We start from the raw sequence: 13,478 nt of genomic DNA, 5'->3' as shown, positions 1-13,478 counted from the left end.
GCCGGAGCCGCGCCGGACCACCTCAGCGCGCGGCGAGCCCGCCGGGGCTCCCGTGACCGCCGGAATCCGGCCGGCGTGGGGCGAGCGGCGGGCAGGCGGCGAGCAGCGCGCGGAGGTAGGCGGCGGCCGTCGCGGCGGCGTACCGGCGCCAGCCGCCGTCCTGGCCGGGGTCGGCGTAGTCGCTGATGCCGCGGATGACGAACCACTCCCGGCCGGCGATGTGGGCGGCGCGTCCGAACCCGGCGGACTCCATGTCGAACGCGCGCAGGTTGTGCTCGCGTGCGACCTTGTCGCGGGTCCTCACGTTGCGCACGGCGCGGTTGGAGCTGCCGATCCGGCCCTCGTGGATCTTCGGCAGGCCGGGGCGGTGGCCGCTCTGCGACGGGTCGGGATGCGTGACGCCGTCCTCCAGCACGTCCGTGTGGTCCGGCGGGCGGGCGTAGGCGGGCAGCCGGGCAACGATCCGGCCCAGGTGTTCCTCCCACGGCCGGATCCCGAATTCCGCCTCGACGATCAAGAATTTGACACGGTACGCCAGCAGCGCCGAATGACGCGGGAACTCCATCCGTCGCTGCCGTCTGCCGGGATTGTCCACGATGTGGTCGAAGTCCACCACGTTCCACGTGCTCAGCACCACGTCGCCCTTGCGCACGTGCGCCTCCGGCCGGTCCGGCGCCGGGACACCCGCGGCCACACCGGAGAAGATCAGCTGGTCGATCGTGGCGAAGCTGCGGACCAGGTTCGCCGTGGCCTGCGCCGCGTCGTCGTTGCCGGTCTGGGACAGCAGCGTGACGACCACGCGGTGGGGCAGGCCCGGGTCGCTGCTCGGCATCGTCCCGGTGAGGTAGACGGCGCGGTCACCCCGCTCGTCCCACGGGGCCGGGTCGTCGAGCGCGGCGCGGACCGCGGCGAACTCCTCCGGCAGCGCGGTCACGATGCCGACGGTCGGCGCCGGGCCGGTCACCGGGGCCGGCGGTGGTGCCGAGGTCGCGGCGGCGGCGCGGGCGCAGTCGAGCCGCAGCTGCTCGGCGAGCGCGTCCGCGGCCGCGAAGTCGTCCGCGAGCGGGCCGGTCGTGGCCTGCACGGTGGTGCCGGCGACGGTCAGCGCCCGCTCCATGTTGACGCGGGTGGCACGCACGGCCTCGGAGAGCGAGGTCAGCCAGGTCAGGTCCCGCCCGTCGATCTCGTCCGCGGCCGCGTCGCGTACCCGTTCCGCGTGGTGGATCTTGGCGGCGTGCAGCAGATATCGCGTGAACGGCGTCAGCGCGGTATCACCCCGGCTCCACACCAGCGCGCTGACCAGCCTGTCCTCGGCGCCGAGCACCAGCAGACGCCGGGTGGCCGGGCCGGTGCCGGGCAGCTGCCGCAGCACACAGTCACCGATGAGGTCGTGCGTGTCCTGCCAGTAGTCGTCCAGCGTGGGAGGCAGCTCGCCCGCGGTCGTCTCGGCGCGGTCGGCGGCGCTGGCCGTACCCGCGAAGATCTGGATGTCGCCCGTGAGACCGCCGTCGGGGCCGACCGCGCGCTCCCAGCGCTCGGCCCAGCGCGCCCAGGTGACCCCGGGAGCGGACGCGGCCAGCGACAGCACGAGATGGTCGTGGTCGCGCCGGACGATCGCCTGCACCCCGTCGCCACGGATCGCGGCGCCCGCGTTCCCGTCGTCGATCGACTCCGGCAGGCCGATCGGCAGCCCGAGCCCGTCGATCGGCCGGTCCGCGCCGAACCCGAGCGCGCACGCGGACCACAGCGCGACCGCGCGCTCCCGCGCGTCCACCGGCAGGTAGAGGTGCGCGATGAAATCCTGCCGGGACAGCCCGCCGATGCGCACACCCTGCCGTGCGGGCAGCGCCGGCCGCAGCACGCCGGACGGCGCCTTGAGCCCGATCAGCGTCTGCACCAGACGGTCGTGCAGCAGCCGCAACGCGCGCGGCGGCGGCACGCCCGGCACCGTCCCCAGCTCCGTGTAGCGCAGCGGGCTGGTGACCTCGAGGGCGCGGGTGACCGACGACAGCGCCTCCGGATCGTGGTCGGCCAGCGCCGCGGCCATCCGCGCCACCAGGACACCGATCTCCGGCCAGGCGTCGCTCGGCGCCTCCCACCGGCCGAGATCGCCGAGCGCGTCGAGCGCGTCGTCGATCAGATCCGGATCCTTGGTGAACGCGGACGGGTCCGGCCTCATGAGCGGCAACTGTAGCGTCTGGTCACGAACTCATCACCCGATCGGTGCTCAGGGGCCGACACTGATGTGCGCGGCCCACTTCCGCGGCACCGACGGGTGCCGGAGACGCTCCGCGCGCAGCGCCCCGTGCAGCGCGATCGCGGTGTCCTCGGTGCGCGCCGCCCGCCGGCCGTGGTCGGTCAGCGCGCGGTAGAAGCTCCGCGTGACCCGCTGCGCCGCGTCGTCGCTGATCGGCCACAGCGTACCGACCACGTGCCGGAAGCCGGCCAGGTGCGCGGCGCCGGCCAGGTGCACGGACTCGTCCTGCAACTCCTCGCCGCCGCGGCCGGTGTCGCAGGCGGACAGGAACGCCAGGCCGGCACCGGTCAGCCGTAGTCGCAGCAGGTCACGGACGGTGAGCCGGGCGGTCCGGTTGTCGTGCAGCATGAGCGCGCCCTCGCCGGGATCGGGTTGACCGGCCACGCCGTGGCAGGCGAAGTGGACCACACCGCTGCGGGGCAGCGCGGCCAGCACACGCGGCCGGGTCGCGTCGTCCGCGTGCAGCGTCCGGGCGCCGGGAAGCAGGTCGCGGACGATCTGCGCCTCCCGGGTGACCCGGTGCAACGGTGCGGTGCCGGGTGCCTCCGGCACCGAGACGATCAACGACCCGGTGGGTACGGGACGGGAGCGCCGGGCATGGGCGAGCGCGCGGACGGTGGGGGTGTAGGAGGAGATCACGTGGTCCATCGCGTTGACGGAGGACGTGCCGGCGGCGTGCAGCGGCAGGCGGCTGAGCACGCCGGCCGGGCACCACCAGACGCGCGGCCATGGGCCGTCGGCGGGTTCGCGGTCGTGCCCGAGCGCCTCCAGGACGGGGCCGGTGATGGTCTCCCACAGCCAGGACAGCGTCTCCGCGAGCGGGTCCTCGACGTTCTCCATGTCTGTCGTGCGGTGGTCCGCGGAGTCATTGCGCGTGGAATGGTGGTCCGCGGAGTGCCGGTCCGTGGTCTGCCGGTCCGCGGTCTGCCGGTCCGCGGTCCGCCGGTCCGCGTGGACGGTCGTTGCCGGCCGGCTCGGGTGGATGTTCGCGGTGGTGGCGGCGTGGCGGTCGGCGTCGTCGGGGGTCAGCGCGGGGAGCGGGACCACCAGCGGTGCGGCACCGGCCCGGAGCACGATCGCGTCGGAGCGGTGCGGGCTGGTGCTGAGCAGCACGACCGCACCGTGGCCGGCCTGTGCGGTCAACTCGTCCACGCGTGGCGGGCCGAGGAAACCGGCGAAGCCGGGCACGGTCCTGATCCGGGTCAGCGTCGCGCCGAGCTCGGTGCCGATCCTGGCCCGCTCGGCGGCCTGCGCGCGGATCGCGGCCGGGCTGCCCTCGCCCGTGCGCAGTCCCTGGCGCCCCGCACTCCGCGCGTCGACCTCGGCGTGCAGGTCACGCAGCGTCTCGAACCGGTCGGCCAGCGCCCGATCATGCTCGCGCAGCCGGGGCAGGTCGCCGCGCGCGTCGATCGACTCGGTGGCGAGCAGGCTACGACTGGCCTCCAGCAGTTCGGCGGCTCGCTCCGGCCGGTGCGCGGCCAGCGCCGCGGCGGCGACATCGGCGGAGAGCCCGGTGAGCCGATCCACCTCGTACTCCCGATCCGCCCGCGCCAACTGCGGCCCCGTGACCTGCGGCAACAGCGCCACGGCAAACTCAGCCGCGTCAACGGCCCGCGCGGCGTCGTCGGTGGCCGGTCCGGTCGCGTCGCCGGCGCGTCCGGCGTCGTCGGTGGCGGGTCCGGTCGCGTCGACGGCTCGTCCGGTCTCGTTCGTGGCTCGTGCGGCCTCGTTCCCTGCAGGCCCGGCCTCGCCCCCGCCTCGCCTGATCTTGTGCACGGCGCGTTCGGTCTCGTTCCCGGCCGACCCGGTTCCGTGCGCGGCTTGTCCGGTGGCCCCACCTGCGGCTTGTCCGGTCTGGCTCAGGGCTTGTCCGGCGGCCTCGCCTGCGGCTTGTCCTGTCTGGCTCGCGGCTTGTCCGGTGGCGTCGCCTGTGGCTTGTCCGGTGGCGTCGCCTGTGGCTTGTCCGGTTTGGCTCGCAGCTTGTCCGGTGTGGCCCGTGGTCTGCCGGGTTCCGATCGCGGCCCGGTTGGTCTCGTTGACGGCTTGTCCGGTTTCGCCCGTGGCCTGCGAGGTCTCGGTCGAGGCTCGGCTGGTCTCGTTCACGGCCTGCCCGGTCTCGCTCATCGCCTGCCCGGCCTCGCCCGCTGATGGTCCGGGGGCGGACGCGGCCTGCCGGGCGTCGTTCGCGTGGAGGGCGGCGGACAGCCACTGGCGGGTTGCGTGCAGGCGGGTGGCCAGCGGGGCGCGGGTCTGGGCGGCCGCGTCGGAGGCGATGGTGATCGCCTCGTCGAGCAGGTGGCGGTCGTCGCGGGCCAGGCCGAGCCAGATCAGCGACGTGGCCAGGCCGGCGCGGCGAATCGTCCCGTACGGGCTGTCGGCCTGCCCTTCCGTGACCGCCTGCCGCTTCAGCTCCACCGCCGCCTCAAGATCCTCGCGCCTTGCGTCGTGCTGCCAGCGGGTCGCGTAGGCGATGCCGAGCGCGTTGAGCGCGTCCGCGCGGTACTGCGACGCCGCGCGGTCCCGCAGCGCCTCGCCGAGCACGGTGATCGCCTCGTCCAGCGGCGCGGAGGCGTACCCCCGCTCGGTCTGGATCTTGATCTTGGGGTTGGTCTGGTGGGTGACGATCAGGACGACGGCCAGGTTCGCGACGCGCATCAGGTGGTGCGGGTCGGCGCTGAGGCCGCCGGTCACGGCGCGTCGGCAGGCGTCGGTCGCCCGGTCGAGCAGGCCGCGGTCGCCGGTGCGGTGGAAGACCAGGACGCAGGCGATGCCGAGCAGCCCGAGGCGGGTGCGGCCGTACGGCGCGAGGACCGACGTGTTCCGGGACGCCCGCTCCATGATCGTGATCAGTTCGTGCAGCGTCTCCAGGTTCTGCGTGCGGTCGTACTCGTTGATCAGCGCGGCGCCGAGGTTGCTGACCAGGAGCACGGCCGTCGGCCCGTCCGGCGGCTGCCCCTCCAGATCCTTGCGGTAGTACCCGATCGCCTCGGCCAGCAGCGCCGCGTCGCCGGTCGCCTTGTAGGCGTTGACGCACGCGTTGCCCAGGTTGTTGACGTAGATCGGCCGCAGCGGATCGTCGGTCGCGCACACCGCGACGGCCCGCCGCAGCGCGTCCAGCTGCGCGGTCAGCGTCGCGTGATCACCGTGGACCTCGAAGCGCAGCCCGTGCGCGAGGCCGGTCGCGCCGAGCAGCACCGCGGCGATCTCCGGCGGCGTCCCCTCGGCCGGGGCGGCCGCGGCCAGCACGGTCAGCGCGCCGTCGAGCTGCGTAAGGTCACCGGTGCGCTCGTACCGGCGGCAGAGGATCTGGGCCAGGGCCGCGTGGACACCGGGCGCGCGCACGTCGGCGCTGTCCACCCGCGCGTAGGCCCACCAGGCCGCGCTCTCCGCCTCCGCCAGGTGGTGCTCCTCGCCGGTCAGGTCGTAGAGCTCGCGCAGGATCTCGGCGACCCGGCCCGCGCCGAACGGCCGCTCCGGGGAATCGTCCGCCAGCGAGTCGAAGTCGCGCCGGTAGAGCGTGTGCGCGTGCTCCAGGGCCGGGATGCTGCCGGTCTTCCGGTGGTAGACGTACCAGGTGCCGGCGCTGCCGGGATCACCGCCGAGCCGGTCCGGATCATGCATCAAACCCATGATCACGTTGAGGTCGACGAGCACCAGGACCTCGGCCGGCACCCGGTCGCGGTCGACGGCCTCGACCGGCGTCAGGTAGCGCACGGTGGCGTCGACGTCCGGCCCGATGTCGCCGTGCGCGGCGAGGATCGCCGTGCCGTGATGGTGGTGGAACAGGCCCAGCGCGTACGACGCCTCGAGGTCCGCCGCGGGGTCCCCGACCGTGGCGGCCAGTGACGCCGCAGCCTCGGCCACGGCCGGGCCGGTCACCGCGCCGGCATCGCCGTCGGCGGCGCGCCGGATCGCGGAATGCAGAGCGTCGAGCCACTGGTCACGCACCAGACGATGCTATTTTCCCGGGGGTACGCGGCACGCCCTCCGTTCGGCCGGTCGTCCCGCCACAGTGGACGAGCGCGTTCCGGCTGATCTTTGCCCGGTTCCGCTTACATTGGATGGCATGAGCGCGTCCGGCACTCCGTTTCCCGCATCCGTCCGGATGGGGTTCGTCGTGGACGTGGCCGGCTACAGCCGCCGCTCCGCCCGGCAGAAGGTCGACCTGCAGCAGCGGGTCGCCGCGTTGATCGACGAGATCCTCCGTGACCTCGGCCTGCGTATCGAGGAGACGCACCACCACGGCACCGGGGACGGCATGGTCGTCTTCCTGCCCGCGGAGGTGGAGGTCCACCGCGCGCTGGCCCGGCTGCTGCGGTCGGCCTGGGACGAGCTGGTCGAGGACAACCGCCGCTACCGTGACCGCATGCGGCTGCGGATGGCCGTGGTGATCGGCCCGATCGGCCCGGCCGCGATCGGCTTCTCCGGCGACGCGATCATCGAGGCGGGCCGGATGGTCGACAGCGAGGCGTTGCGGGCCGCGCTGTCCGGCGCGCCGGACACGGATCTTGCCGTTGTCGTGTCCGACCAGCTCTACGCGTACTCGGTCCGGGAACGGCACACCGGCCTGCGTGCGGAAGACTTCCAGCCGTTGGGCGTGCACACCAAGGAGTTCCAGACCCAGGCCTGGCTGTGGAACGGGCCCGGCACGCCGCAGGACCGGCCCGTCGAACAGCCGGATTCGTACACGCTGGTGACGCCGTCCACGCCGTGCGTGATCGCGATCCGTCCGGGCCGGCTGATGCGTGTCCACGACGTCGACATCTGGGTCAACAGCGAGAACACCGACATGGAGATGGCTCGGTTCAACGAGTTCTCGATCTCCAGCATCATCCGCTACAACGGCGCCGTCCAGGACGCCGCCGGCCACGTCGTCGACGACGTCATCGCGGACGAGCTGGCACGCGCCGTGGGCGGGCACCGGCCGGTCGCGCCGGGCGCCGCGTTCGTCACCGGCGCCGGCGCGCTGACCAGCTCGAACGCGGTCCGCCGCATCATCCACGTCGCCTCCGTGCACGGCGAGCCCGGCGCCGGATACCGCCAGATCCGGCACATCGGCGCCTGTGTCACCAACGCGCTGTCCCACGCGGAGCGCCTGGCCGCCGACGACCCCGCCATCCGCTCGATCATCTTCCCGATGCTCGGGGCCGGCCAGCCCAGCACGTCCGTGGCGCAGACCGCCGCCGAACTCATCGCGGCGGCGGCCGATCATTTGACCGCCACTCCGGCCACGCTCCTGCGCGGCATTCACTTCCTCGCGTTCACCGACACCGAGCGTCTCAGCCTCCAGCACGCGCTCGACACCAACCCGGGCCTGCGCGCGGCCGGGTGAGGTCGTCGTCCGGGTGAGGCCGGCTTGCGTGTGAGGCCGGCTTGCGTGTGTGAGGCCGGTCCGGATGGGGCCAGCTTGCGTGCGAGGCCGGTCCGGGTGGGGCCGGTTTGCGTGTGGGGCCGGTCCGGGTGGGGCCGGCTTATGTGCCCCAGGCCTCGAACTCGTAGATGCGGGCGGCGGGGTCGGTGGTCTGCGTCGGTGTGGTGATGGACAGGCGGACGTAGCGGGCCGTGGTCGTCACCGGGTGGGTGGACGTGCCGGCCGTGTTCGCGGTCTCGGTCACGACGGTCTGCCACGGGTCGGTGGCCGCGGACCGTACCTCGATGCTGAACGCCCTGGTGTTCCAGGTGGCGGACTCGCCACCGGCGCCGGCGTGCTGGACCACGAACCTGCTCAGCGCGCGGGTCGTGCCCAGGTCGACCTCGATCCACTTCTGCGCGCCCAGCGAGCACCACTTGTCCGTGGTGCCGCCGGTGACGCTGCCGTTCACGGCCTTGGCCGGGCTCTCCGCGGTGGCGCACTGAGAGTCCGCGGTGGCCGGCTGGCCGACGGCCAGGTTCGACGCGACCGGGTCGCCGCTCCAGGTCACCTCGGTGCGGGCGACGGTGGACCGGCCGCCCTCCGCGCCCACGGCCTCCACCTCGATGGTGCTGGTCGCGGACGTGCCGGCCCGATCGAGGCGCGGGACGAAGTAGGCGTCGCCCGTGGTGCCGCCCAGGTGGACCCGGGTGCCGTCCGCGTCGCGCCGGAACACGTCGTAGTGGTGCACCGGCCCGCTCGCCGCGGTCCAGCCCAGGCGGAGCGTCTTGCGGGTCGAGGACACGTCGGTCACGCCGAGCACGGACAGGCCGGTCGGCGCCGCGACCGCGTCGATCCCGCCGTCGTACACGGCGAGCCGCCCGACGCGGATCTCGTAGGCGTCCACCGTCGCGGCCGCCTCCGCCCGCAGCCCGAGCTGGGCGATCGTGCGTCCGGCGTACCCGGAGAGGTCCAGGGTCTTCGTCTCCCAGCCGGTGCCGGTGGTGACGCCGAGCGGGAGGTAGGTGAACGAGGCCGGGGCGTCGGTGAAGGACACGGCCGCGGACAGGTTCGTCGCGCCGGCCACCGGACTCTTCACGACGACGGACAGCCGGGTGTCGGCGGCCACCGGCAGCCGGGACTGGTAGAGCCGCACGGTGTTGGCCGCGTCCAGCCGCCCGGACAGCCGCAGTGAGCTGCCGCCCTCGTAGGCGTCCGTGAAGTCGACGGCCGGCGTCAGCTTCGTGCCGGTCGACTGCACGATCCAGCGGTACGTCGGCGGCACGTCCTGCAGCGACAGGTTGTTCCACCCGCCGGCGCCCAGCCGCTCGCCGCCGACCGCGTAGAAGTCGCCGTGCCCGGCGTTGAAGCTGGTCACGAACGGTTTCGTGGTCACCGCGGTGGACTCGGCGACGTAGCTGGCCAGACCCTTCCACGACGACGTCGTGGTCGTGTTGGACGGGTCGCCGTTCGCGCCGACCCAGTAGCGGGCGTCGCGGCTGTAGAAGTCGGCGCGGGACGTGGACGACTTCCACGTCCACTCCGGGCGGTAGAGCCCGAGCCCGGTCACGTGCGGCTGCCCGTCCGGGAACACGGAGCTCCACGGCACGGACGAGTTGTAGCCGTTGGCCTCGGTGTCGATCCCGGCGTACAGCTCGAACTCGCTGCGCCCGAGCCCGCGTGCATTGGTGCGCGACGCGGTCTGCTTGGCCGCGGACCAGCCGAAGTCGAGGAACATCGAGTCGGAGACGCGGGTCGCGCCGTCCTGCAGGAATGCGTCGTTGGCCGAGGTCAGGCCGTCCTGCCAGGACACCGGGCCGCTCTCGGTCATCGCGTCGTACCACATGAACTCGACCGGGCCCCGCGACCGCGCGTAGGTCAGGGCGTTGCGGACCTCGGTCGCGAGCGCGGTGTCGCCGCCGCCGGTCTCCTGATTGATGAACCATCCGTCGAAGCCGTAGTGCTGCGCCACCTGCACGAGCTTGTCGGTCACCGGGTAGGCGCTGCCCGACTTCTGCACGAAGTCACGGACCCATTGGATCTGGCCGCCGTACGCCGCAGGCGGGAAGAACACCGTGCCGTAGACCTTCACGCCGTTGCGGTGTGCGGCGTCGATGACGGTCGCGTTCGGCGCGAGGATCAGGCCCTCGCTCGCCGACCCGCCCCAGAAGACCAGCGTGTCCACGTACTGCCAGTAGGGGAACGCGTAGTAGTTCGCATCCGGTGCGCCCTGCGACGGGTTGTTCGACGTCGGGGCGAACGAGACCAGCGAGGCGATCCGGCCCTCGCCGGCCCGTGCGTTCGGATTCGCCTTGAGCGTGGGATCCGAGGCACGGGCGGCGCGCGGGATCCGGGACCGGTTGAACCGGGCGTCCGGGTCGGTGGCCGGATCCCAGCTGAGCAGCGTGTTCGGATGCCAGTAGGAGGCGTAGGGCTGGTTACCCGCGGCCAGCACCTCCGCCTGCACCTCCGCGTGCGCGGGGGAGGGGATCGTGAGCGTGGCCGCTACCAGCAGAGTCGACAGGAACAGACGCTTCAACACGATCTCCTCATTCGGCGACGCCATAACGTATCGAAGGGGATGAACGAGTGGATAGGACGCTAGATCATGCCTCGGTTGTGGCCAATGTGTTCTTTCTTGATCAGCAGGTGGCCTCCGCTGGGCACCATCATCCGGGCTGGGGTGTATCCGTGGCGTATCCGTTTTTGGATACGCCAGGGATATACCCGAGGGTCTTGAGTGGAGGCATGACCTTCGATTCAGCACCTGGCATCGGCCGGCGCGGGCTGCTCGGGCTGGCGGCGGGCGTGCCGCTGGTGAGCGCGCTACCCACCGTGACCGGCAACTTTCCGCCCGCCACGCTGCCCGGCGGGGCCTATGACCGGTTCCTGGCCGCGCTCGCCGCCGACGGCCGGTTCTCCGGTGTGGCCGTGCTGGCGCACCGGGGCCGCACCGTGCTGTCCCGCAGCTACGGCATGGCCGACCGGGAGAAACGCATCCGCAACCACGAGGGCACCGCGTTCAGCCTCAGCTCCGCGGCCAAACCGTTCGTCGCCGTGGCGATCCTGCAGCTGGTGCAGCAGGGCCGGATGAAGCTGACCGACACCGTCGGCGCGCACCTGTCCGGATTCCCCGCGGAGATCGCGGACCGGGTGACCGTCCACCACATGCTCACCGACACGTCCGGGCTGGTGAGCCCGCCGCAGGATCCGGAGCGCATCTTCCACAGCCGCGAGGAGGTGCGCGAATATCACGCGCAGTGGGCCCGGCAGGCGACGCTGGCAGCCGAGCCCGGCACCGGCACCATCGGCCACTCCGGCGCGAATTTCGCCATCCCCGTGCAGATCGTGGAGGCGGTGACCGGGCAGACGTACTGGGACTATGTGGAGGCGCACATCTTCCGGCGCGCCGGCATGACCGGCTCCGGGTTCTTCACCAGGCCGCAGTGGCTCACCGACCCGCACATCGCCCACTCCTACATGCGGCTGTCCGACGGCAGCTGGGTCGACACGGTCCGCAACCTGGACAGGGGCAGCGAAGACCCGTATCAGCCCGGCAAGAACCCGGCGCGGTCCTTCATCGACTACGACGGCTTCGCCACCGCGCCCGACCTGCTGCGGTTCACCCGCGCGATCTACGACGGCACCGTGCTGGAGCGGCCGTTCGGCGAGGTGCTCACCGCCGCCAAACTCCCGCACGGCCCGCAGAGCGAGGGCGGCAGGGCGGCGTCCGCCGACACGTCGTTCGGGGCGTACATGATGGCCGTCGCGATCACCAACGGCCAATGGGTGCACGGCCGGGCCGGCGTCAACCCCGGCAGCATCGCCAGCTGGAACATCTACCCGCACAGCGACTGGACCGGCGTGCTCCTCGGCAACTCGGACGGGATCCCGTTCCTGGAGATTCTCGACCTCGAGGTGCGTTCCGTGACCGATCGGTCCGCGTGACATGCCGGGGATACATCGTGCTGCCTAGGCTTCCCGGCATGCGTGTGCTTCTTGTGGAGGACGAGCCCTTCATGGCCGACGCCGTCCGGGAGGGGTTGCGGCGGGAGGCGATCTCGGCCGACATCGCCGGTGACGGTGACGCGGCCCTGGAACTGCTGAGCCTCAACACCTACGACCTTGCGGTCCTCGACCGCGACATCCCCGGCAAGACCGGTGACGAGGTCGCACGCCGGATCGTCGAGTCCGGCAGCGGCCTGCCGATCCTCATGCTCACGGCCGCCGACCGGATCGACGACAAGGCGTCCGGGTTCGCGCTCGGCGCCGACGACTACCTGACCAAGCCCTTCGACCTGCGGGAGCTCGTCCTGCGGCTGCGCGCGCTCGACCGCCGGCGCGGGCATGCCCGCCCCCCGATCCGCGAGCTGGCGGGCCTGCGGCTCGACCCGTTCCGCCGCGAGGTCTTCCGCGACGGGCGCCTCATCGCGCTCACCCGCAAGCAGTTCGCCGTGCTGGAGGTTCTCGTCGCGGCAGAGGGCGGCATCGTCAGCGCCGAGTCCCTCCTGGAGCGTGCCTGGGACGAGAATGCCGACCCGTTCACCAACGCCGTCCGCATCGTCGTCTCCAAGCTGCGCAAACGTCTCGGCGACCCGTGGCTGATCGCCACCGTCCCCGGCGTCGGCTACCGCATCGACGCCGGTGGCGCCGGCTACCGCATCAACACCGGTGGCGCCGGATACCGCCTCGGCACGAGCGGTGCCGGTGGATAGGCGTCCCGGGCCCAGCGCCCGGCTGAGGCTCGCGGTCAGCTACGCCGGGTTCGCGCTGTTCGCCGGCGTCCTGCTGCTCGGCACCGTGTGGGTGATCCTCCTGCAGGCGCTGCCCGAGGTGGCGGTGATGCCCGGAGGCATGCTGGTCCGCTCCGCCCTGGAGCGCACGCTCGGCACGGCCGCCGTCGCGGTGCTGGTCCTCATGACGGTGTTCGGCCTGGTGGGAGGGTGGGTGCTCGCCGGCAGGATGCTCGCGCCGCTCACCCGCATCACGGACGCGGCACGGCTGGCCGCGCACGGCTCGCTGTCGCACCGGATCCGCCTGGACGGCGGCGACGACGAGTTCCGCAGGCTGGCCGACGTGTTCGACTCCATGCTCGCGCAGATCGAGTCGCACGTCGCCGCGCAGCAGCGGTTCGCCGCGAACGCGTCCCACGAGCTGCGCACCCCGCTGGCCATCTCGCGGACGCTGCTCGACGTCGCCCACAGCAACCCCGCCCACGACCGGGCCGACCTCCTCGACCGCCTGCGCACGGTCAACACCCGCGCGATCGACCTCACGGAGGCGCTACTGCTGCTCAGCCGCGCCGGTCACCGCACGTTCCCACGCGAGACCGTCGACCTGTCCCTGATCGCGGAGGAGGTCGCCGAAACGCTGCTCCCGCTCGCCGAACAGCGCCGGATCACGCTCGACGTCACCGGCGACCCGACCCGCACCGCCGGCTCCACCGCGCTCCTGCTGCGCATGGTGACCAACCTGGTCCAGAACGCGATCGTCCACAACCTCCCGGCGGACGGCACCGTGACGATCCATACCGAGCCGCGCGGCGCCCTCACCCTGCTGCACGTGGAGAACACCGGCCCGCCACTCGCGCCTGACCTCGTCCCCACGCTCACCGAGCCGTTCCAGCGCGGCACCCAGCGCATCCGCACCGCCGAATACCAGGTGGCGGGCGTCGGTCTCGGCCTGGCCATCGTCCACAGCATCATCCGCGCCCACGACGGCACTCTCACCCTCACACCCCAGCCCACCGGCGGTCTCGGCGTCACCGTCCTCCTTCCCACGACCCCGCACCGCCACGACCTCAGCCGCCCACCGCCCCGCCCCCAAGCCTGAAGTCCTGCTCTCACGGCCCTCCGGGAGCGGGTCTGTCCG

7 protein-coding genes are annotated in these 13,478 nt (G+C 72.6%); 4 read left to right on the top strand and 3 right to left on the bottom strand.

The window, feature by feature from the left end; genetic code table 11:
• Window positions 1–22 precede the first annotated feature (22 nt).
• Both OP04_RS30415 and OP04_RS30410 read right to left on the bottom strand, forming a co-directional pair.
• Window positions 23–2,179: a CATRA conflict system CASPASE/TPR repeat-associated protein gene (locus OP04_RS30415; protein WP_033343270.1), complete on the bottom strand. Its 2,157-nt coding sequence runs from the start codon at window positions 2,177–2,179 to the stop codon at window positions 23–25.
• Window positions 2,180–2,227: 48 nt separating this feature from the next.
• A complete protein-coding gene (locus tag OP04_RS30410; protein WP_033343269.1) occupies window positions 2,228–6,205 on the bottom strand; it encodes a CHAT domain-containing protein in 3,978 nt (1,325 codons plus the stop codon).
• Window positions 6,206–6,323: 118 nt separating this feature from the next.
• Between OP04_RS30410 and OP04_RS50325 the strand changes: the two genes are divergently transcribed.
• Window positions 6,324–7,589, top strand: coding sequence for a macro domain-containing protein (locus tag OP04_RS50325; protein ID WP_085066876.1), 1,266 nt, complete (start codon window positions 6,324–6,326; stop codon window positions 7,587–7,589).
• 139 nt (window positions 7,590–7,728) lie between these two features.
• On the opposite strand, the gene OP04_RS30395 is transcribed toward OP04_RS50325, so the two are convergent.
• The gene (locus OP04_RS30395; protein ID WP_408606794.1) at window positions 7,729–10,098 is read right to left on the bottom strand and encodes an endo-beta-N-acetylglucosaminidase; all 2,370 of its coding nucleotides are present in this window, start codon (window positions 10,096–10,098) and stop codon (window positions 7,729–7,731) included.
• A 257-nt stretch (window positions 10,099–10,355) separates the two neighbouring features.
• Here OP04_RS30395 and OP04_RS30390 point away from each other — a divergent pair, with 257 nt between their 5' ends.
• The 3 genes from OP04_RS30390 to OP04_RS30380 are packed head-to-tail and all read left to right on the top strand — an operon-like array spanning window position 10,356 to window position 13,439.
• Window positions 10,356–11,555, top strand: coding sequence for a serine hydrolase domain-containing protein (locus OP04_RS30390; protein ID WP_033343268.1), 1,200 nt, complete (start codon window positions 10,356–10,358; stop codon window positions 11,553–11,555).
• 38 nt (window positions 11,556–11,593) lie between these two features.
• On the top strand, window positions 11,594–12,322 hold the full coding sequence (locus OP04_RS30385; RefSeq protein ID WP_051799356.1) for a response regulator transcription factor: 729 nt from the start codon (window positions 11,594–11,596) through the stop codon (window positions 12,320–12,322).
• The gene (locus OP04_RS30380; protein ID WP_051799369.1) at window positions 12,315–13,439 is read left to right on the top strand and encodes a sensor histidine kinase; all 1,125 of its coding nucleotides are present in this window, start codon (window positions 12,315–12,317) and stop codon (window positions 13,437–13,439) included. The genes OP04_RS30385 and OP04_RS30380 overlap by 8 nt, the downstream gene beginning before the upstream one ends.
• Window positions 13,440–13,478 lie beyond the last annotated feature (39 nt).

This window comes from Catenuloplanes japonicus (assembly GCF_000717135.1).
GTDB lineage: Bacteria > Actinomycetota > Actinomycetes > Mycobacteriales > Micromonosporaceae > Catenuloplanes > Catenuloplanes japonicus.
Note: the sequence above shows the minus strand (reverse complement) of the source record. Positions and strands in the feature narration are given on the sequence as shown.

What these genes read in the sequence shown, in the direction of transcription:
- OP04_RS30385 (WP_051799356.1), top strand. Translation starts at nt 11,594, where the DNA reads ATGCGTGTGCTTCTTGTGGAGGACGAGCCCTTCATGGCCGACGCCGTC.
- OP04_RS30415 (WP_033343270.1), bottom strand. Translation starts at nt 2,179, where the DNA reads ATGAGGCCGGACCCGTCCGCGTTCACCAAGGATCCGGATCTGATCGAC.
- OP04_RS30390 (WP_033343268.1), top strand. Translation starts at nt 10,356, where the DNA reads ATGACCTTCGATTCAGCACCTGGCATCGGCCGGCGCGGGCTGCTCGGG.
- OP04_RS50325 (WP_085066876.1), top strand. Translation starts at nt 6,324, where the DNA reads ATGAGCGCGTCCGGCACTCCGTTTCCCGCATCCGTCCGGATGGGGTTC.